Source organism: Pseudomonas oleovorans subsp. oleovorans, from assembly GCF_002197815.1.
In the GTDB taxonomy this organism is placed as follows: Bacteria; Pseudomonadota; Gammaproteobacteria; order Pseudomonadales; family Pseudomonadaceae; genus Aquipseudomonas; species Aquipseudomonas oleovorans.
Genome location: NZ_NIUB01000045.1, coordinates 15,089 through 35,478 on the forward strand (window position 1 = coordinate 15,089; position 20,390 = coordinate 35,478).

Annotated in this window: 19 protein-coding genes; 16 read left to right on the forward strand and 3 right to left on the reverse strand. The window is 62.8% G+C overall.

Annotation, left to right across the window (positions count from 1 at the left end; translation table 11 throughout):
- Positions 1 to 8 precede the first annotated feature (8 nt).
- The gene (locus tag PSOLE_RS20315) at positions 9 to 1,532 is read right to left on the reverse strand and encodes an HDOD domain-containing protein (protein WP_074855082.1); all 1,524 of its coding nucleotides are present in this window, start codon (positions 1,530 to 1,532) and stop codon (positions 9 to 11) included.
- Positions 1,533 to 1,651: 119 nt separating this feature from the next.
- On the opposite strand from PSOLE_RS20315, the gene motA reads away from it, so the two are divergent.
- Together motA and motB are read left to right on the forward strand one after the other, a co-directional pair.
- A complete protein-coding gene (gene motA / locus PSOLE_RS20320; RefSeq protein ID WP_021487864.1) occupies positions 1,652 to 2,503 on the forward strand; it encodes a flagellar motor stator protein MotA in 852 nt (283 codons plus the stop codon).
- 3 nt (positions 2,504 to 2,506) lie between these two features.
- Positions 2,507 to 3,502 carry a flagellar motor protein MotB gene (gene motB, locus PSOLE_RS20325; RefSeq protein WP_017678655.1) on the forward strand — a complete coding sequence of 332 codons (996 nt, stop codon included), beginning with the start codon at positions 2,507 to 2,509 and terminating at the stop codon, positions 3,500 to 3,502.
- Here the strand turns inward: motB and rsgA are convergent.
- Positions 3,496 to 4,527: a small ribosomal subunit biogenesis GTPase RsgA gene (rsgA, locus tag PSOLE_RS20330; RefSeq protein ID WP_003459175.1), complete on the reverse strand. Its 1,032-nt coding sequence runs from the start codon at positions 4,525 to 4,527 to the stop codon at positions 3,496 to 3,498. The two genes, motB and rsgA, sit on opposite strands and share 7 nt — an antisense overlap.
- 87 nt (positions 4,528 to 4,614) lie before the next feature.
- On the opposite strand from rsgA, the gene PSOLE_RS20335 reads away from it, so the two are divergent.
- Both PSOLE_RS20335 and orn read left to right on the forward strand, forming a co-directional pair.
- Complete coding sequence (locus PSOLE_RS20335) at positions 4,615 to 5,409, forward strand: class I SAM-dependent methyltransferase (RefSeq protein ID WP_074855081.1); 795 nt, start codon at positions 4,615 to 4,617, stop codon at positions 5,407 to 5,409.
- A 29-nt stretch (positions 5,410 to 5,438) separates the two neighbouring features.
- The gene (gene orn, locus PSOLE_RS20340) at positions 5,439 to 5,981 is read left to right on the forward strand and encodes an oligoribonuclease (protein ID WP_003459177.1); all 543 of its coding nucleotides are present in this window, start codon (positions 5,439 to 5,441) and stop codon (positions 5,979 to 5,981) included.
- Between the two features lie 84 nt (positions 5,982 to 6,065).
- On the opposite strand, the gene queG is transcribed toward orn, so the two are convergent.
- Positions 6,066 to 7,130, reverse strand: a complete 1,065-nt coding sequence (queG, locus tag PSOLE_RS20345; RefSeq protein ID WP_074855150.1) for a tRNA epoxyqueuosine(34) reductase QueG — start codon at positions 7,128 to 7,130, stop codon at positions 6,066 to 6,068.
- A gap of 60 nt (positions 7,131 to 7,190) precedes the next feature.
- Between queG and PSOLE_RS20350 the strand changes: the two genes are divergently transcribed.
- The 12 genes from PSOLE_RS20350 to PSOLE_RS20405 all read left to right on the forward strand — a co-directional run bounded on the left by PSOLE_RS20350 (position 7,191) and on the right by PSOLE_RS20405 (position 20,158).
- Entirely contained in the window at positions 7,191 to 8,690 is a 1,500-nt protein-coding gene (locus PSOLE_RS20350; protein WP_074855080.1) for an NAD(P)H-hydrate dehydratase, read from the forward strand.
- Complete coding sequence (tsaE, locus tag PSOLE_RS20355; RefSeq protein WP_039964293.1) at positions 8,678 to 9,145, forward strand: tRNA (adenosine(37)-N6)-threonylcarbamoyltransferase complex ATPase subunit type 1 TsaE; 468 nt, start codon at positions 8,678 to 8,680, stop codon at positions 9,143 to 9,145. The genes PSOLE_RS20350 and tsaE overlap by 13 nt, the downstream gene beginning before the upstream one ends.
- A 10-nt stretch (positions 9,146 to 9,155) precedes the next feature.
- On the forward strand, positions 9,156 to 10,583 hold the full coding sequence (locus PSOLE_RS20360; protein ID WP_211098119.1) for an N-acetylmuramoyl-L-alanine amidase: 1,428 nt from the start codon (positions 9,156 to 9,158) through the stop codon (positions 10,581 to 10,583).
- Positions 10,584 to 10,591: 8 nt separating this feature from the next.
- A complete protein-coding gene (gene mutL, locus PSOLE_RS20365) occupies positions 10,592 to 12,463 on the forward strand; it encodes a DNA mismatch repair endonuclease MutL (RefSeq protein WP_074855078.1) in 1,872 nt (623 codons plus the stop codon).
- A 50-nt stretch (positions 12,464 to 12,513) separates the two neighbouring features.
- Positions 12,514 to 13,485, forward strand: a complete 972-nt coding sequence (gene miaA / locus PSOLE_RS20370; RefSeq protein WP_003459186.1) for a tRNA (adenosine(37)-N6)-dimethylallyltransferase MiaA — start codon at positions 12,514 to 12,516, stop codon at positions 13,483 to 13,485.
- 100 nt (positions 13,486 to 13,585) lie between these two features.
- Positions 13,586 to 13,846 carry an RNA chaperone Hfq gene (gene hfq, locus PSOLE_RS20375; protein WP_074855077.1) on the forward strand — a complete coding sequence of 87 codons (261 nt, stop codon included), beginning with the start codon at positions 13,586 to 13,588 and terminating at the stop codon, positions 13,844 to 13,846.
- Positions 13,847 to 13,858: 12 nt separating this feature from the next.
- The gene (gene hflX / locus PSOLE_RS20380; RefSeq protein ID WP_074855076.1) at positions 13,859 to 15,160 is read left to right on the forward strand and encodes a ribosome rescue GTPase HflX; all 1,302 of its coding nucleotides are present in this window, start codon (positions 13,859 to 13,861) and stop codon (positions 15,158 to 15,160) included.
- Positions 15,161 to 15,257: 97 nt separating this feature from the next.
- On the forward strand, positions 15,258 to 16,421 hold the full coding sequence (gene hflK, locus PSOLE_RS20385) for an FtsH protease activity modulator HflK (RefSeq protein WP_074855075.1): 1,164 nt from the start codon (positions 15,258 to 15,260) through the stop codon (positions 16,419 to 16,421).
- On the forward strand, positions 16,421 to 17,290 hold the full coding sequence (hflC, locus tag PSOLE_RS20390) for a protease modulator HflC (RefSeq protein WP_074855074.1): 870 nt from the start codon (positions 16,421 to 16,423) through the stop codon (positions 17,288 to 17,290). Before hflK ends, hflC begins: the two co-directional genes overlap by 1 nt.
- A gap of 105 nt (positions 17,291 to 17,395) precedes the next feature.
- Positions 17,396 to 17,581, forward strand: a complete 186-nt coding sequence (locus PSOLE_RS20395; RefSeq protein ID WP_003459207.1) for a DUF2065 domain-containing protein — start codon at positions 17,396 to 17,398, stop codon at positions 17,579 to 17,581.
- 37 nt (positions 17,582 to 17,618) lie between these two features.
- Entirely contained in the window at positions 17,619 to 18,806 is a 1,188-nt protein-coding gene (locus PSOLE_RS20400; RefSeq protein WP_074855073.1) for an ATP phosphoribosyltransferase regulatory subunit, read from the forward strand.
- Positions 18,807 to 18,862: 56 nt separating this feature from the next.
- A complete protein-coding gene (locus PSOLE_RS20405) occupies positions 18,863 to 20,158 on the forward strand; it encodes an adenylosuccinate synthase (RefSeq protein ID WP_003459211.1) in 1,296 nt (431 codons plus the stop codon).
- Positions 20,159 to 20,390 lie beyond the last annotated feature (232 nt).

Consider the following 20,390-nt stretch of genomic DNA (forward strand, 5'->3'; position numbering starts at 1 on the left):
AGAGCGCGTCAGCGCTCGCGCCTGGAAAAGCTGCCCAGCGCGCGCTCGATGCACAGCATGGTCTTGCCGAACGCCTGCAGGCAGACGTCATTGAGTGGTTGGCCGCCCTGGTCGGCCACGACCAGCATCACTACCCGACCGTTATTGGCCACAGAGCGCAGCAGCAGATGCTCGCTGGGAAACATGGCCTTGAGGTTGCCTGGCAGCAGTGCCGAAAACTGCGCCACGTTGCTGGGCGTCAGGCGCAGTTGTCCTGGCGCGCTGAGCAGGCGTTTCAACACCTGACTTTGTGCCGGGTCGAGGCTGAGGGTGGCCGCGCTGGCATTGAGCCCCGCCTGTTGTTGGGTTTGCAGGCGGGTGTGTTGGCGATCGGCAAGAAGCAGCAGTACGCGCTTCAGGCCGCAGGCCTGCAAGGCGTCGCGGGCGCAGGCAGTCAGCTGCGGCACGTTGGCAAAGGTGCTGGGGTCGGCGAGCAGGCGTGCACAGTGCTGACGCCAGGCGGCAAGGTCATCGCGCTTGGGTGGTGCTGCGGCGCTGACGGCTGGCTTCAGGCGCTGGGCGTCCCATGGCCAGATCAGTGCCTGGGCCGGGTGCCACAGCGCGGGATCGTGAATCAGGCGTGCGCTGCTCACGGCGTGCTGGTGCACTTCCTGTTGCAGCTCATTCAGAGGGATCTGCAGGTAAAGTCCGGTAAGGCGCTGCCAGCGCAGGCTGTGCGCGGTATCCCAGGCGTGGTGAGCGGATACTGCCAAACCGTTGGCCAGCAGCACGCAGTTGCTCGGATGGGTGAGCCAGTGGCGCAGGGGGATGTCGGCGTCGAGCATCTGCTGTTGATGCGGGGGATGCTCGTTGTCGCGAGCGATGTGCAGCGCCCGGACCAGTTGGCGACGATCACGCTCGAGCAGGCGGTAGCCGCGCACGATCCATTCTGGAAGTCGCCAGCGCTCGGCCAGTTTGACGCACAGCTGGATCAAGGTGACGCCGAGCAGCTCTTTCTCGACTGCAGCGGGCCGTTCGCCCTTGAGCAGCACGCGTTGCTCCCAGGCCTCGAACAGCTGCGGATGGGCGCACAGCAATGGCCAGATGGGTGAAAGAAACAGCAGGCTGCAGCCGTGCAGTTCATTCCACAGGCGCGCCAGGCGAGCACCGAACAGGCCACGAGCCTGTTGGCTGGCATGCTGACTGATCAGCAAAATCTGCTTGAATGCTAGAGGGATGTCACTTTCTGGCAGGGCAGGCGCCTGGCTGAGCAGGGCTTCGCAGCGGCTCAGGCCCAGGCGCGACAGCGCAGTTTCGACGCTCTCGGCTGGATCGCTGAGGCTGTTGCTCGATTGGTTTGCCTCGCGCAGTACCTGCAGGGCGAAAGAGGGGCTGGACTCTATCGCCTCGGCAATTTCGCGCCAGGTTCGGCGACTGTCTCCCAGGATGCGACGCAGGCGCAAATGCTGCTGCTGCTCGATAGGCAGTGGCAACTTGCCCAGATGTTGTACCCAGGCGTCCAGAGTGCGTGGCAGAGACTTTGACGTCGGCATATTGGCTCGAGTCGAACTGGCTTTTGACCATAACTGGCTATAGTCTGGCGTATAAGCTCCGATAATTAGAAGGGTTGTTTTTAATAACCCGTCCACTAGGCTCTACAAGCGTTTATTCCATGGTAAAAATCTTAGGCATCATTGTCGTCTTTGGCTGTGTGCTCGGCGGGTTCATACTCTCGGGCGGGAAGTTCATGGCATTGGTCCACCCCTTCGAGGTTCTGATTATTGGCGGCGCGGCGCTGGGTGCATTCCTCCAGGCCAACCCCGGCAGCATGTTCATGCAGGTTTTCAAGAAATCGCTGAGCATGTTTGGCAGTCGCTTTACCCACGCTTATTACCTCGAAGTGCTCAAACTGCTGTACGAGATCCTCAACAAGAGTCGCCGCGAGGGCATGATGGCCATCGAGGCAGACGTCGAAGATCCCAATGCCAGTCCGATCTTCAGCAAGTATCCCGGTGTGCTCAAGGATGCGCGGATGACTGCATTCATCTGCGATTACCTGCGCATCATGTCTTCCGGCAACATGGCGCCGCACGAACTCGAAGGCCTGTTCGACATGGAGCTGGCCAGTCTCAAGGAGGAAGTGGAGCACCCGGCGCACGCCGTGGCCAAGGTCGCCGACGGCATGCCGGCCATGGGTATCGTCGCGGCCGTGCTGGGCATCGTGATCACCATGTCGATCCTGGCAGAGGCGGACAACGCGCAGATCGGTGAGAAGGTGGGTACTGCTCTGGTCGGTACCTTCCTCGGCATTCTCGCGTCCTACGGTTTCTTTGGCCCACTGTCGAACGCCCTTGAGCATGATGCCAAGGAAGAGCTGAATCTCTACGAAGCGATCAAGGCGACCCTGGTTGCATCGGCGTCCGGCATGCCGCCGACCCTGGCCGTGGAGTTCGGGCGCAAGGTGTTGTATCCGGCGCATCGTCCGAGCTTCAGCGAGCTCGAACAGGCCATGCGCGGCAGCTAAGCCATGGAAAATAACCAACCTATCATCGTCAAGCGAGTCAAGAAGACCGCTGGCGGACACCATGGCGGTGCCTGGAAGATCGCTTTTGCCGACTTCGCAACCGCCATGATGGCGTTCTTCCTGGTCATGTGGCTGATGACATCGGCCACTCCGGAACAGAAGAAAGCCATTTCCGGCTATTTCCAGGACCCGATCGGTTTCACCGAGAGTGCCAGTCCATACGCCATCGACCTGGGCGGCACGCCTACGCCAGCGCCCGAGCGCACCCTTAATCCTGACATCTCCGAGACGCCGGAGAGTCAACCGGATGAGTCCGGCGTCAGCACCGATCAGATCGAAACCCTGGCTGAAAAGATGGAGCAGGAGCGTCTGGAACTGCTGTTGCAGGAGCTGCAGAACAAGGTCGAAGAGAATCCCGAGCTGCAGCGTTTCAAGGACCAGATACTGTTCGAAATCACCCAGGATGGCCTGCGCATCCAGATCATGGACGCCGAGAATCGACCGATGTTCGCCCTCGGCAGTGCCAACCTTCAGCCCTATTTCGAAGACATCCTGCTGGCCATGGCCGACACCATTCGCGCGGTGCCGAACAAGATCAGCATCAGCGGTCACACCGATGCCAAACCGTTCGTAGGGCGCGGCGATTTCGGCAACTGGGAGCTGTCATCCAACCGTGCCAACGCCGCGAGGCGCACATTGGTGGCGGGCGGGTACCCGGACGAGCAGGTGGCGCGGGTGGTCGGCTATGCCTCGTCGGCGCTGTTCGATCGTGAGGATCCGTTCAACCCGGTCAATCGGCGCATCGATATCGTCGTGCTGACCAAGAAGGCGCAGCGCGCCATCGAGGGCGAACAAGGCGTCGAGGAAGGCACTGCGCCCGCGCCAGGCGAGGCTCCGGCGGACGCGGCGAGTGAACCGCTAGCGCCAGAGCAACTGCAGCAGCGCCTGAATATCTTCGAAGAAGGCGCCTTGCAGTTCGATCAACTGAATAATCAGTAATCGTCTTCCGGTAGGCTGGCGATGATGTGTCGGTAGCTGGCCATGCGCTGTGGCTGCACGCGGCCGTCTTCCAGGGCCTGCAAAAGCGCACACCCGGGTTCGCGATCATGCTTGCAGTCACGGAAGCGGCAGCGCCCGAGTAGGTCGTGGAATTCGATGAAGCCCGCTTCCACGTCATCACGACTGACATGGCCGAGGCCGAATTCGCGAATACCCGGGGAGTCGATCAAGTGGCCGCCACCGGGAAAGTGGAAAAGCCGTGCGGTGGTGGTGGTGTGCGTGCCCTTGCCAGTCAGCTCAGACAGCGCGCCGACACGCGTATCGACGCCGGGCAGCAGGCTGTTGACCAAGGATGACTTGCCCACGCCAGATTGGCCGACGAATACGCTGACGTTTCCGTTCAGGCGATGTTTCAGCTGCTCCATGCCATCGCCCTGATGGGCCGAGACTTCCAGCAGTGGGTACTCGAGCTCACGATAGACCTTGAGCAGCGCGTCCAGCGCTACCTGGTTCTGCTCATCGATCAGGTCGGCCTTGTTCAGCAGCAGTAGCGGGCGAATGCCCGCGTGCTCGGCGGCAACCAGATAACGGTCGATCAGGTTGGCGTGCGGCTCGGGTAGCGGCGCGAAGACGATGACGATCTGGTCGACGTTGGCCGCCACCGGCTTGAGTTGGCCGCGCATGTCGGGGCGGCACAGTTCGCTGTTTCTCGGCAGTTGCGCGACGATGACGCCGTCACCCTGATTGCCGGGGCGCCAGACCACCTGATCACCGGTGACCAGTGCCGGCAGGTTGGCGCGCAGGTGGCAGCGAAACACCTGGCCGGCCAGCTCGCCCTGCAAACCTTCGATTTCCACCTGTACGCCGAAGTGGGCGATTACCAGGCCGGTCTGTTCCGGGCCGAGGTCACCGCCTTCCAGTGTTTCCATTGCTCGCGATTCACGCTTGGCGGCGCGGGCGGCGCGCTCGCCTTGAATCTTTTCGATCCGCCAGTTCTGGCGGCGGTTGAGTTGGCGTTTGGCCATGGAGCATCCGGGTAGTGGAGTGTTGATCGCGGCGAGTTTAGCATGAGCGCTCGGCGGCCATTCGGCTGTCAGGAACAGAGGTCGGGAATGACGGCAGGCGAGGAACGAACGGTGCTGCGGCTACCGTTATTGCGCGCTCTTTTAGCGCAGGGTCTGGCCTTGGCGCTGGTGGTGGTGCTGGTCTATCTGCTGGCGTTGCTGCCCTGGCGCATGTCGTTGTTTTCGGTGGCGCTGCTGCAAGGTGTTGTGGCCGCCGGGATCGGCTGGCGCTTGGGCCTGTCACGCTGGTGGTTGTGGATCAATCTGGCGTTTCTGCCCGCGCTGCTGGTGATGCAGCGCGCCGATTTACCGGCCTGGTTGTTCCTGCTGGGCTTCGTCCTGCTGCTACTGGTCAACTGGAACAGTCTGCGCGAACAGGTGCCGCTCTACCTGAGTGGGCGCAAGGCGCAGCAACGCCTGCAGCAGTGCTTGAGCGAGCGTGAGCCGCCGCTGCGCTTCGTCGACCTGGGCTGTGGTACTGCTGGTACGGTGCTGCAGCTGGCCAGACGGTTTCCGCGCGGGCAGTTCGTTGGTGTCGAGACGGCGCCGCTGCTCTTCGTTTTCGCCTGGCTACGCTGCCTGCTACAGGAGAACTGCAGCATTCGTTATCGGAGTCTGTGGCAGGTCGAGCTCGGCGACTTCGATGTCGTCTACTGCTTTCTCTCGCCGGTGCCGATGGCGCGCCTGTGGAACAAGGCGCAAGTCGAGATGCACGCCAATAGCTGGCTGATCAGCAACACCTTCGAGATTCCGGGCGTGCCGGCTGATCGCGAGTTCGAGATCAACGAAGGACGGCAAACGTCCCTGTTTCTCTGGCACATGAAGGGCGCTGAGATCCGCTAGACTTGGCGCCTGAGCCAAGGAGCCTAACCATGCAAAACCCCAACAACCTGATCTGGATCGACCTGGAGATGACTGGCCTGGAGCCGGAGCGTGACGTGATCATCGAGATGGCCACCATCGTCACCGACAGCGAGCTGAACGTGTTGGCCGAAGGCCCGGTGATCGCCGTTCACCAGAGCGACGAGGCTCTGGCCGGCATGGACGAATGGAACACCCGCACCCATGGCCAGAGCGGCCTGACCCAGCGCGTGCGTGAAAGCAAGATCGACACGGCGGCGGCCGAAGCACAGACCATCGCCTTCCTCGAACAGTGGGTGCCCAAGGGCCAGTCGCCGATCTGCGGCAACAGCATCGGCCAGGATCGCCGCTTTCTCTACAAGTACATGCCGGCCCTGGAAGCCTACTTCCACTACCGTTACCTGGACGTCTCGACCCTGAAGATCCTCGCCGGCCTGTGGGCGCCGCAGGTCAGGGACAGCTTCCAGAAAACCGCCACCCACCAGGCGCTGGACGATATCCGTGAGTCCATTGCCGAGTTGCGCCACTACCGTGAGCATTTCCTCAAGGTGTAAATCAGCCACCCCGGCGCGTCGCGCGTGCGTAGCCCAGATGTAATCCGGGCAAACGGGCGGCGCCACTCCCGGATTTCGTCCAGGCTACAAGGCGCCGTGCCGCTCCAGGGCCCACGCCACATGCTCGCGCACTAGCGCTGAAGGGTGTTCGCGGCGCGCCTGCAGAGCCTGTAGTACCGGGATGGTGGAGGGCGCATTGCCCAGGCCGACCGCCAGGTTACGCAGCCAGCGCTCGTAGCCGGCACGGCGTAGCGGCGAGCCTTCGGTGCGACTGAGAAACTCCTCTTCCGTCCACATGAACAGCTCGGCCAGGCCGCTGTTGTCCAGGCCGTGGCGCGGCTGGAAGTCGCCCTGTTCGGTGGGGCGAGCGAAGCGATTCCAGGGGCAGACGATCTGACAGTCGTCGCAGCCGAACACCCGGTTGCCGATGGGCGCACGCAGCTCTTCGGGGATCGAGCCTTTCAGCTCGATGGTCAGGTAGGAAATGCAGCGCCGGGCATCCAGTACGTAGGGCCCGGCGAAGGCCGCAGTGGGGCAGATATCCATGCACGCGCTGCAGCGCCCGCAATGCTCGCTGGAGTGTGGGGCATCCACCGGCAGTGGCAGGTCGACGAACAGTTCGCCGAGAAAGAAATAGCTGCCGGCCTTGCGGTTGAGCACCAGGGTGTTCTTGCCGATCCAGCCGAGACCGGCTTTTTCGGCGATGGCCTTTTCCAGCACCGGGGCGCTGTCGACGAAGGCGCGGTAGCCGAACGGACCGATCTGCTGCTGGATGCGTTCGGCCAGTTGTTGCAGGCGCTTGCGGATCAGTTTGTGGTAGTCGCGGCCCAGGGCGTAGCGCGACACGTAGGCTTGTTCCGGCTCGTTGAGGCGCTGGGCCATCTGCGTGTCGCCGGGCAGGTAGTCCATGCGCAGCGACACCACGCGCAGGGTGCCAGGTACCAGTTCGTCCGGGTGTGAGCGCTTGCTGCCGTGGGCGGCCATGTAGTCCATCTCGCCCTGATAGCCGGCTGCCAGCCAGCGTTGCAGGTGCGCCTCGTGTTCGCCCAACTCGACATCGGTGATGCCGACTTGCTGAAAGCCCAGCTCACGCCCCCAGTCCTTGATGGACAGGGCCAGAGCATTGAGGTCGAGGGTTTGATCGGACATGGGCGGGCGCAGGCGATGGACGTAGGTATAATTCTGCCAGACATCCGTGGTGAGCGAGCCATGCATCTACTACCAGCCTCTTTACCGTTGAGCCTGCACAGTGCCGAACAGGTGCGTGCGCTGGATGCGCAGTTGATCGCCGCCGGCACGCCCGGTTTCGAGTTGATGCAACGCGCCGCCCACGCGGCCTGGCGCGCCTTGCGCAGACGCTGGCCGGATGCCGGCGAAATCACCGTGCTGGCCGGGCGTGGTAACAATGCCGGTGACGGCTACCTGATTGCGGCTCTGGCTCAGCGTACCGGTTGGCGCGTGCGCGTGCTGGCGGTGGGTGATCCTGCTGCTCTGAGTGGCGATGCTGAGCAGGCCTGCGCCGAGGCGCGAAGGGCGGGCGTGGAGGTGCTGCCCTGGAGCGAATGCGCGCCACTGGCTGGCATCGTGGTCGATGCTTTGCTCGGCACGGGGCTGGCTGGTGCGGTGCGTGAGCCTTATGCCCAGGCGATGCGCATGCTCAACCAGAGTGGCTTGCCGGTGCTGGCGGTGGATATTCCTTCTGGTTTGCACGCCGATAGCGGCGCGCGCCTGGGGGTGGCGGTGCGCGCCGACCTGACGGTGACCTTTATCGCGCTCAAGCTCGGCCTGTTCACGGGTGTCGGCCCGCAGTTGTGCGGCGAGTTGCAGTTCGACGATCTACAGGGTGACGCTGAGCTATTGGCTCGGGCGCCCAGCGTGGCGCAGCGTCTCGATCCAGCTAACCTGCCGCGTCTGGCCGCCCGCTCGCCAGTGGCACACAAGGGTCAGTTCGGTCACCTGCTGGTAGTTGGGGGTGACCTGGGAATGGGCGGCGCTGCGTTGCTGTGCGCTGATAGCGCGCTGCGTGCCGGTGCCGGGTTGGTGTCGTTGGCCACGCGCGCTGAACATGTTGCTGCCGCCCTGGTACGCCGGCCAGAAATCATGTGTGCCGCGGTAGCCTCGGCCAATCAGTTGCTGAGACTGGTCGAGCGCGCCGATGTCTGCGTGGTAGGGCCTGGCCTGGGTCAGGGGGCCTGGAGCCGCAGTTTGCTGTCTGGCGTGGCGGGTAGCGATCAGCCGCAGGTATGGGATGCCGATGCGTTGAATCTGCTTGCGGCTGGGCAGGTCAGTGCGCCGCGTCATGGCGTGTTGACGCCGCATCCGGGTGAAGCGGCGCGTTTGCTGGGTATCGAAACGGCGGTGCTGCAGACGGATCGACCCGCAGCGGCGCGAGCACTGGCGCAGCGTTTGGGTCTGGTAGTAGTGCTCAAGGGCGCCGGTAGTCTGGTCGCCGCGCCGGATGGACGTCTGGCGCTGTGTGATCGCGGCCATCCAGCGATGGCAGTAGCCGGCTTGGGTGATGTTCTGGCTGGATTGATTGGTGCGCTGCTGGCGCAGGGCATGGCGGCGTATGATGCGGCCTGCCTGGCGGTATGGCTGCATGCACGTGCCGGTGAGGTGCTGGCTGCGCAGGGGCGCGGGCTGGCTGCCGGTGATCTGCCCTGTACCATTCGTCAGTTATTGGAGGAGGTGTGTCCTTGTACGAAGTGAGATTCGAGGCGGCCGACGAGGCTGCGATGCTGGCGTTGGGCGCGTCGATCGCCGAGGTCAGTGGAGGTGTCGGCACGATTTATCTGCATGGTGATCTGGGGGCCGGCAAGACCACCCTGTCACGCGGTATTCTGCGCGGCCTGGGCCATGTCGGGGCAGTCAAGAGCCCGACCTTCACCCTGGTCGAACCCTATGAGATTGGTGGCGTACGCGCCTTCCACTTCGACCTGTATCGCCTGGTCGATCCCGAGGAGCTTGAGTTTCTCGGGATTCGCGATTACTTCGAAGGTGCCGCTCTGTGCCTGATCGAGTGGCCGCAGCGTGGCGCGGGCGTTTTGCCAAAGCCCGACCTGGACATTACCATTAGCCCTCAAGCGAGCGGCCGTTCGCTGTTGCTGCAGGGGTATGGGGCTCGAGGGGAGGCCTGGTGCAAGGCCCTGAGCAGCAAGGAATGAATAAGAAGCGATGGGGTTGGTTATGCGCATAGGCGCGCTGGTTACAGCTGTGGGGGTGTTGTTGGCGGCCCTGGCTGCCGAGGCCCTGGCTGCCTCCGATATACGGAGCGTGCGTCTGTGGCGTGCCCCGGACAATACCCGTCTGGTCTTCGATCTGTCTGGCCCGGTACAGCACAGCGTGTTCACCCTTGCCGCACCTGATCGCATCGTTATCGACGTCAGTGGCGCCAAGTTGGCTACCAGTCTCGAGCAACTTTCGCTGGCCAACACCCCGATCACCGGTGTGCGCTCGGCGCAGCGCAGCGCTGATGACCTGCGCGTGGTCATCGATTTGTCGGCACCGGTTTCGCCGAAGAGCTTTACCCTGGCGCCCAATCAGCAGTACGGCCATCGCCTGGTTGTCGACCTGTTCGATCAGGGCAGTGCGCCGCCCTCTGCGCCGACCTCCAGCGTTGCCGCCAGCGCGCCGCCCGTGCCGGTCACGCCGACCCAGCCGCCACCCAAGCTGACGCCTGTGCCCAACGGCAAGCGCGATATTGTTATCGCCATCGATGCCGGCCATGGTGGCGAAGACCCTGGTGCGCTGTCGCCGGTCAAAGGGCAGTACGAGAAGAACGTGACCTTGGCCATTTCCAGGGAATTGCAGCGACAGATCAATGCCGAGAAAGGCTTTCGCGGCGAGTTGGTACGCACGGGGGATTACTTCATTCCACTGCGCAAGCGCACCGAGATTGCGCGCAAGAAGGGCGCGGATCTGTTCGTGTCCATTCATGCCGATGCAGCGCCGCGCGCTTCGGCCTTCGGTGCGTCGGTCTATGCCTTGTCCGAGCGCGGAGCAACCTCCGAGACCGCTCGCTGGCTGGCCGATGCCGAGAACCAGTCTGACCTGATCGGCGGTGCCGGCAACGTCAGTCTCGACGACAAGGACAAGATGCTCGCCGGCGTGCTGCTGGACCTGTCGATGACTGCGTCGCTGTCTTCCAGCCTGAATGTCGGGCAGAAGGTGTTGTCGAACATGGGCAGCATCACCCCGCTGCACAAGCGGCGCGTCGAACAAGCAGGGTTCATGGTGCTGAAGTCGCCGGATATTCCTTCGATCCTGGTGGAAACCGGGTTCATCTCCAATCCCAATGAGGCGAAGAAGCTGCACACTGCCAGCCATCAGCAGGCGCTGGCCCGCTCGATTACTTCGGGGGTCAAACAGTTCTTCCACGAAAACCCACCGCCCGGCACCTACGTAGCCTGGCTGCGTGATGAAGGCAAGATCGTTGCCGGCCCGCGTGAGCATGTGGTGGCACGCGGCGAGAGCCTGGCGCTGATCGCCCAGCGCTACCAGATCAGTCTGGTGGCATTGCGCAGTGCCAATAAGCTCAATGGTGACGTGATCAAGGTCGGCCAGACATTGCAGATACCCGCCACAGCGCTGGCAGCCCAGTAGTGAGTGTCATGTCCCGTATTCATTTGCTCAGCCCGCGCCTGGCCAACCAGATCGCTGCGGGCGAGGTGGTCGAGCGTCCGGCTTCGGTCGCCAAGGAACTGCTGGAAAACAGCCTGGACTCCGGTGCGCGGCGTATCGATGTCGACGTCGAGCAGGGCGGCGTCAAGCTGCTCAAGGTGCGCGACGACGGCAGTGGCATCGCCCCGGACGACCTGCCGCTGGCCCTGGCTCGCCACGCCACCAGCAAGATTCGTGAGCTGGAAGACCTCGAAGCCGTGCTCAGCATGGGCTTTCGTGGCGAGGCGCTGGCGTCGATCAGCTCGGTATCGCGCCTGACCCTGACCTCGCGTACCGCCGACGCCGACCAGGCCTGGCAGGTGGAAACCGAAGGCCGTGACATGGAGCCACGCGTGCAGCCTGCTGCGCACCCTGTGGGTACCTCGGTGGAAGTGCGTGACCTGTTTTTCAATACCCCGGCGCGGCGCAAGTTCCTGCGTGCCGAGAAGACCGAATTCGATCACCTGCAGGAAGTGATCAAGCGCCTGGCGCTGGCCCGTTTCGATGTCGGCTTTCACCTGCGCCATAACGGCAAGACGGTGCTCAGCCTGCACGAGGCGGGTGACGAGATCAGTCGTGCGCGTCGTGTCGCCTCAGTTTGCGGGCCGGCTTTTCTGGAGCAGGCGCTGCCGATCGAGATCGAGCGCGGTGGTCTGCGCTTGTGGGGTTGGGTCGGCTTGCCGACCTTCTCGCGCAGCCAGGCGGATCTGCAGTATTTCTACGTCAACGGCCGCATGGTGCGCGACAAGCTGGTCGCTCATGCGGTGCGCCAGGCCTATCGCGACGTGCTGTTCAATGGCCGGCACCCGACCTTTGTGCTGTTTCTGGAAATCGATCCGAGCACGGTGGATGTCAACGTTCACCCGACCAAGCACGAAGTGCGCTTCCGTGACAGCCGCATGGTGCATGACTTCCTCTATGGCACCCTGCATCGGGTCTTGGCCGATGTGCGCCCGGAAGATCAGGTGGCCGCTCCGGCGGCCATCTCACCCATGTCGCGTGCAAGCGGCCTGGCCGCCGGAGAATTTGGCCCGCAGGGCGAAATGGGCCTGGCCGCCAGCGTGCTGGAAACCCCAGTGGCCAATGCGCAGCCGGCCTGGCGTGGTGCAGGTGCCGGTTATCAGCAGCCGGCCGGCAACCCCGGCGTACCGGCTGCCGAAGCGCAGGCCGCCTATCGCGAGTATTTCGCCCCGCTGCCTGCTGCGTCGTCCGCAGTGCTGCCGCAGGAGCAGGGCGACATTCCGCCGCTCGGCTATGCCGTGGCGCAGCTCAAGGGGGTCTACATCCTCGCCGAGAATGCCCAGGGCATGGTTGTGGTGGACATGCACGCCGCGCATGAGCGCATCACCTACGAGCGCCTGAAGCATGCGATGGCCAGTGAGGGGTTGCGCGGCCAGCCGTTGCTGGTACCGGAGTCTATCGCTCTCAGTCAGCGCGAAGCCGACTGCGCCGAGGAGCATGGCCAGTGGTTCCAGCGTCTGGGCTTCGAATTGCAGCGCCTGGGAGAGGAGACGCTGGCGATCCGCCAGATTCCGGCGCTGCTCAAGCAGGCCGAAGCGACCCAGTTGGTGCGCGACGTGCTGGCCGATCTGCTCGAATATGGCACCAGCGACCGTATCCAGGCGCACCTCAACGAGCTGCTGGCGACCATGGCCTGCCATGGTGCGGTGCGCGCCAACCGGCGCCTGACCATTCCCGAGATGAACGCCCTATTGCGTGATATGGAACAGACCGAGCGCAGCGGCCAGTGCAACCACGGGCGTCCGACCTGGACGCAATTGAGCATGGATCAGCTCGACAAGTTGTTCATGCGTGGTCAGTAATTGAGCAATGCCCCGCCGAGGGCTCCCGTCTTTGTTGCCGAGTTATATCGATGCCTGCGCTTCCTCCTGCAATCTTCCTGATGGGCCCGACAGCCGCCGGCAAGACTGACCTGGCCCTGGAGCTGGCGCGCGTCTTGCCGTGTGACCTGATCAGTGTTGATTCGGCGCTGATCTATCGTGGCATGGACATCGGCACGGCCAAGCCTGAGCGCGCCATTCTCGACGCGTTTCCTCACGCCCTGATCGATATTCGTGATCCGGCCGAGAGCTATTCGGCGGCGGAGTTTCGCGCCGATGCGCTGGCCGCCATGGCCGAGAGCACGGCGCGTGGCCGTATTCCGCTGCTGGTAGGCGGCACCATGCTCTATTACAAGGCGCTGTTGGAGGGCTTGGCCGATATGCCCAGCGCCGCCCCGGCCATCCGTGCCGAGCTGGAAGCAAGGGCTGCAGCCGAAGGTTGGGAGGCGCTGCATCGGGAGCTGGCTGAGGTCGATCCAGAGTCCGCCGCGCGCATCCATCCCAACGATCCGCAGCGTCTGACTCGGGCGCTTGAGGTCTATCGCGTGAGCGGCCTGAGCATGACCGAGCATCGCCTGCGCCAGGCTGCAGGAAATCCCGATGCGGGTACATCAGGCGCCGGGCAATTACCCTATACTGTTGCTCAGCTTGCTATCGCACCAGCGCAGCGTCAGGTTTTGCATGACCGCATCGCTCAACGATTTCGGGTGATGTTGGAACAGGGTTTCGTGGAAGAGGTCGAAGCCCTGCGTAGACGAAGTGACTTGCACGCGGGATTGCCGTCTATACGGGCGGTGGGTTATCGCCAGGTATGGGAATACCTCGATGGCGAGCTGTCCCGGGACGAGATGGTCGAGCGGGGCATCATCGCCACGCGGCAATTGGCCAAGCGTCAGTTCACCTGGCTACGCGGTTGGGAGAACTTGCATTGGCTCGATAGCCTGGCCTGCGACAATCTGTCTCGCGTCTTGAAATACCTGGAAAGCGTCTCCATATTGAAATGAGACCTTGCCGCTGGTCGTCTATCCTTGGGGGTGGTACGGCCTGAAGCCATTGTTTAACTACTAAAATTATTGAAATTGATCCTCGAAAGGAGTGCGGCACATGTCAAAAGGGCATTCGCTACAAGACCCTTACCTGAATACCCTGCGTAAGGAACGCGTCCCTGTTTCCATCTATCTGGTCAACGGCATCAAGCTGCAAGGCCAGATCGAATCCTTCGACCAGTTTGTCATTCTGCTGAAGAATACCGTCAGCCAGATGGTCTACAAACACGCCATTTCCACCGTCGTGCCTAGCTGTCCGGTACGCCTGCCGAGTGCTGGCGATGCCGAGCAGGCAGATGGCGAGCCAGGTAACGCCTGATAGGGGGCTGCATTGTTCTTCGAGCGTCATGGGGGCGGTGAGCGGGCCATCCTGGTTCATCTGGAAGGCCAAGACTCCGAGGCGAGCGAAGACCCCCAGGAGTTCCAGGAATTGGCCATGTCGGCAGGCGCCGACATGGTCGCTTTCTTCAGTGTGCCCAGCAGTCGTCTGACGGCCAAGTTCCTGATCGGTAGCGGTAAGGTCGAGGAGCTGCGCGACCACGTCAAGGCCGCCGAGGCCGACCTGGTCATCTTCAATCACACCCTGACGCCCAGCCAGGAGCGCAACCTCGAGCGTGCCTTCGAATGCCGTGTGCTCGACCGTACCGGCCTGATCCTCGATATCTTCGCTCAGCGCGCGCGTACTCATGAAGGCAAGCTGCAGGTCGAACTGGCTCAGCTCGACCATATGAGCACGCGCCTGGTGCGTGGTTGGACTCACCTTGAGCGGCAGAAGGGCGGTATCGGTCTGCGTGGTCCGGGTGAAACCCAGCTGGAAACCGACCGCCGCTTGCTGCGCGTGCGCATCCGGCAGATCAAGCAGAAACTCGAGAAGGTGCGCAGTCAGCGTGAGCAGGCGCGCCGTGGGCGCAGGCGCGCGGATATCCCGTCGGTTTCCCTGGTGGGTTACACCAACGCCGGCAAGTCCACGCTGTTCAATACGCTCACCACCTCCGAGGTCTACGCGGCCGACCAGCTGTTCGCCACGCTCGACCCGACCTTGCGGCGTCTGCAGCTCGACGACCTTGGTCCGATCGTGCTGGCCGACACCGTGGGTTTCATTCGCCACCTGCCGCACAAGCTGGTCGAGGCCTTCCGCGCTACGTTGGAAGAGTCGAGCAACTCCGATCTGCTGTTGCACGTGATTGATGCCCACGAGCCCGAGCGTATGGCGCAGATCGAGCAGGTGCAGAACGTGCTCAAGGAGATCGGCGCACACGAATTGCCAATGCTCGAGGTATACAACAAGCTGGATTTGTTGGATGGTGTCGAGCCGCAGATCCAACGCGATGCTGATGGCAAGCCGCTGCGTGTCTGGTTGTCGGCCCGCGAGGGGCGTGGCCTTGAACTGTTGCGGCAGGCAGTGGCGGAGCTGTTGGGTGAAGATTTGTTCGTCGCTACGCTGCAATTGCCGCAACGTTTGGGGCGACTGCGTGCGCAGTTCTTCGCGCTGGGGGCGGTGCAGAGCGAAGAGCATGATGAGTCGGGGCGCAGCCTGCTGGCGGTACGTTTGCCGCGAGTCGAGCTCAATCGCCTGGTGAGTCGCGAAGGTTTGGAGCCTCAAACCTTCATCGAGCAACATACTTTGCAATAAAGCCTGGGACGGTGGCTTTGCTGTCACCATAGGGCTTTGGGTAGCATTGGCCGGCGCGCCGTGGGCGCGCCTTCGCTTTATTAGTACGGAGAACGCTATGGCTTGGAATGAGCCGGGTGGCAACTCGAACAATCAAGACCCTTGGGGCGGCCGCAAAGGCGGTGGCCGGCAGGGGCCGCCGGATCTCGACGAAGCGTTCCGCAAGCTGCAAGAAAGCCTCAACGGGCTGTTTGGCGGTGGCAAGAAACGTGGTGACGACTCCGGGCGCAGTGGCGGCGGTGGCTTCGGCCTGCTGTTCGTCGGCCTTGGCCTGTTGGCGGTGGTATGGCTGTACAGCGCGATCTACGTGGTGGATGAGCAGGAGCAGGCTGTGGTGCTGCGCTTCGGCAAGTACCACGAGACCGTTGGTCCTGGCCTGAATATCTATTTCCCGCCAATCGACCGCAAGTTCCAGGAAAACGTCACCCGTGAACGCGCCTACAGCAAGCAGGGCGCCATGCTGACTGAAGACGAGAACATCATCGAAGTACCGCTGACCGTGCAGTACCGGGTGAGCAATCTGCAGGACTTCGTGCTCAACGTCGACCAGCCGGAAGTCAGCCTGCAGCACGCTACCGACAGTGCCGTGCGCCATGTCGTGGGCTCCACCGAGATGGATCAGGTACTGACCGAGGGCCGTGAACTGATCGCGACCGAGGTGCGTGAGCGTCTGCAGCGCTTCCTCGACAACTACCGCACCGGTATCACCATCACTCAGGTGAACATCCAGAGCGCTGCTGCGCCGCGTGAAGTTCAGGAGGCCTTCGATGACGTGATTCGTGCCCGTGAAGACGAGCAGCGTGAGAAGAACCAGGCCGAGTCCTACGCCAACGGCGTAATCCCGGAAGCCCGTGGTCAGGCCCAGCGTATGTTGGAAGAGGCCAATGGTTACCGTGATGAAGTCATTGCGCGTGCCCGAGGCGAGGCTGACCGCTTCACCAAGCTGGTGGCCGAGTACCGCAAGGCACCCGAGATCACTCGCGAGCGTCTGTATATCGACACCATGCAGGAAGTCATGAGCAACACCAGCAAGGTTCTGGTCACCGGCGACAAGGGGCAGAACAACCTGCTCTATCTGCCGCTGGACAAGATGATCGACAGCCGTGGCGGTGCTTCTTCCTCCGGTTCAGCCAACAGCAGCAACACGACAACGCGTGATCCAGCGGTGCCGCTGAGCAGCGATCTGTCGCAGCGTAACCTGCGTACCCGGGAGGGCCGTTGATGAGCAACAAGTCCCTGATCGGCCTGATCGTGGCCGTGGTTCTGGCCCTGGTGGCATGGAATAGCTTCTATATCGTGGCGCAGACCGAGCGTGCGGTGCTGTTGCAGTTCGGGCGAGTGGTTCAGCCTGATGTACAGCCCGGCCTGCATGTGAAGATCCCCTACGTCAACCAGGTGCGTATCTTCGACGGTCGTCTGCTGACGCTGGATTCGACGTCCTCGCGCTTCCTGACCCTGGAGAAGAAGGCGCTGATGGTCGATGCCTATGCCAAGTGGCGGGTGAAGGATGCCGAGCGCTTCTATCGGTCCACCTCGGGCATGAAGCAGGTCGCTGATGAGCGTCTGGCGCGTCGTCTGGAAGCATCGCTGCGTGACCAGTTCGGTAAGCGCACCCTGCACGAATCGGTATCCGGTGAGCGTGATGCGCTGATGGCTGACGTGACCGCGACCCTCAACCGCGCCGCCGAGCGTGAGTTGGGTATCGAAGTGGTCGACGTTCGGGTCAAGGCCATCGACCTGCCGCGCGAAGTGAACCGCAGCGTGTTCGAGCGGATGAGCACCGAGCGTGAGCGTGAAGCGCGCGAGCTTCGCGCCAAGGGTCGTGAGCTGGCCGAAGGTATTCGCGCTGATGCTGATCGTCAGCGCCGTGTACTGCTGGCTGAAGCCTATCGTGAAGCTGAAGAGCTGCGCGGTGACGGTGATGCCCAGGCTGCGTCCATCTACGCCAACGCCTTCGGTCAGGATCAGGAGTTCTACTCCTTCTACCGGAGTCTGCAGGCTTACCGCGAAAGCTTCGCTGACAAGCGTGATGTGCTGGTGCTGGACCCGGGCAGCGATTTCTTCCGCTACCTGGAAAAATCCAGGCCTTGATCGGCAACCCTGGCGGCGCGATGCGTCGCCAGGGTGACCGCAAGGTAAAACGTGGTATCATGCGGCAGCCGGGAAAATCCCGGCTTTTTTGCGTCTGTGGGAATCATGTGGCAGGAACTCGGCATCGCACTGTGTCTGGTATTGGTGCTGGAAGGCATCCTGCCCTTCCTCTATCCGCGCCATTGGCGCGGAGCGGTCATGCAGGCAGCTCGTCTGCCCGACCGCCGACTGCGCCTTATGGGGCTGGCCAGCATGCTGCTGGGTACGGCCCTTCTATATCTGCTTCACTGAAGGCTTGTGCCGCCCGGATCGAGAGGGGAATGGCGAAATGGCAACGGTAGACCGCTGGCTGCTGCCAGATGGCATCGAAGAAGTACTGCCGCCGGAAGCGGCACGCATCGAGGCGGCGCGCCGTCAGGTGCTGGATCTGTTCCAACGTTGGGGTTACGAGTTCGTCGTCACCCCCCATATCGAGTACCTGGAATCCCTGCTGACTGGCGCTGGCCAGGATCTCGACCTGCGTACCTTCAAGGTCACCGATCCGCTGTCCGGTCGGCAGATGGGCTTTCGTGCCGACATCACCCCGCAGGTGGCGCGCATCGATGCTCACACCATGCGCCGTGAGGGGCCGAGCCGTCTGTGCTATGCCGGCAGCGTGTTGCATGCGCAGCCGCGTGCACTGACTACCTCGCGTAGCCCGATCCAGCTGGGTGCCGAGCTCTATGGCGACGCCAGTCCGGCCAGCGATATCGAAGTGATCAGCTTGCTGGTCGAGACCCTTGAGCTGGCTGCGGTGCCGGACGTGCACATGGATCTCGGTCATGTCGGCATCTACCGTGGTCTGGCGCGTGCCGCCGGTCTGTCCGGTGAGGCCGAGCAGCAACTGTTCGATGCGCTGCAGCGCAAGGCCATGGATGAGATCGAGAGCCTGACCGCCGCGTTGCCGGCGGGCCTGGGCAGCATGCTGCGTTCGCTCGCCGAGCTGTGTGGCGGCCGGGAAGTGCTGGACCTGGCCCAGGCCGTGCTGGTCGAGGCGCCGGATGCGGTGCACGCTGCGCTCGATGAGCTGGTGGCCATCGCCGATGCGCTGGAGCTGCGTTATCCGGAGCTGCCGCTGTACTTCGACCTGGGCGAGTTGCGCGGCTACAACTATCACACCGGCGTGGTGTTCGCGGCCTTTGTGCCGGGTGAGGGCGGTGCCATCGCTCAGGGGGGGCGTTATGACGATACTGGCGCGGTATTCGGTCGTGCGCGCCCGGCTACCGGCTTCTCCACGGACCTGAAGACCCTGGTAACCCTGGGTGACATGCGTGTGGATGAGGCGCTCAGCGGTGTCTGGGCGCCGGACAATCATGACCTCTATCTGTGGCAGGCCGTTCGTCGTCTGCGTGGTGAGGGCGAGCGCGTGGTACAGGCGCTGCCCGGGCAGAGCGAGGCGGATGCGCGCGAAGCAGGCTGTGATCGCCTGCTGACGCTGCGCGATGGACGTTGGCAGGTGGCGCCCCTGGCGTCCTGAATACATTTTCGCCGGCCCGCGGCCGGCATCGAAGCTTGCGCGAAGAGGACAAGTTTATGGGTAAGAATGTCGTCGTCCTGGGCACCCAATGGGGTGATGAGGGCAAGGGCAAGATCGTCGACCTGCTCACCGAGCAGGCCGCTGCAGTCGTGCGTTATCAGGGTGGTCACAACGCGGGCCACACCCTGGTGATCAACGGTGAGAAGACCGTCCTGCACCTGATTCCGTCCGGTATCCTGCGTGAAGGCGTCGAGTGCCTGATCGGTAATGGCGTGGTCGTTGCGCCCGACGCCCTGATGCGCGAAATCGTCAAGCTGGAAGAGAAGGGTGTGCCAGTGCGTGAGCGTCTGCGCATCAGCCCAGCCTGCCCGCTGATCCTGTCCTATCACGTGGCGCTGGATCAGGCGCGTGAGAAGGCGCGTGGCGATGCCAAGATCGGCACCACCGGTCGCGGTATCGGCCCAGCCTACGAAGATAAGGTCGCGCGTCGTGGTCTGCGTGTCGGTGACCTGTTCCACCGCGAGCGTTTCGCCGCCAAGCTGGGCGAGCTGCTGGATTACCACAATTTCCAGCTGGTCAATTTCTACAAGGAGCCGGCCATCGACTTCCAGAAAACCCTGGATGAGTGCATGGAATACGCCGAGTTGCTCAAGCCGATGATGGCTGACGTCACTGCCGTGCTGCATGATCTGCGTCGTGAGGGCAAGGACATCATGTTCGAAGGTGCCCAGGGGTCGCTGCTGGACATCGACCATGGCACCTACCCCTACGTGACCAGCTCCAACACCACCGCTGGCGGTATCGCCACCGGCTCCGGTTTCGGTCCGCTGTACCTGGACTACATCCTCGGTATCACCAAGGCCTACACTACCCGTGTCGGTTCCGGCCCGTTCCCGACCGAACTGTTCGATGATGTCGGTGCCTTCCTCGCCAAGCGTGGCCACGAGTTCGGCGCCACCACTGGTCGTGCTCGTCGTTGCGGCTGGTTCGATGCGGTGATCCTGCGTCGCGCCATCGAGATCAACAGCATCTCCGGCCTGTGCCTGACCAAACTGGACGTGCTCGACGGCCTGGAAACCATCCGCATTTGCACCGGTTACAAGGATGCCAATGGCCAGGTGCTGGTCGATGCGCCGACCGACGCCGACAGCTACATCGGCCTGCAGCCGGTCTACGAGGAGATGCCGGGCTGGAGCGAATCCACCCTGGGCGCAAAGACCTTGGAAGACTTGCCGGCCGCTGCGCGTGCCTACATCAAGCGTGTGGAAGAGCTGGTTGGTGCGCCGATCGACATCATCTCCACCGGCCCGGATCGCAACGAGACCATCGTACTGCGTCATCCGTTTGCCTGATCGAGATGCTTTCGAGTCGCACAGGAGCCGCCTTCGGGCTAATGCCAGTCAGTTAAGCGCTACAGCTTGACCTTCTACGCGCTGAATCGGGTAGGAGGCGGGGTCACCCCCGCCGTCCTCCCACACCACCGTACGTACGGTTCCGTATACGGCGGTTCCTGCCTACTGACAAACAGCATCAGCGAGCTTGGTTCCGTTGATGTGTCGCCTGCGGTAGCTAAGCGCCCAGACC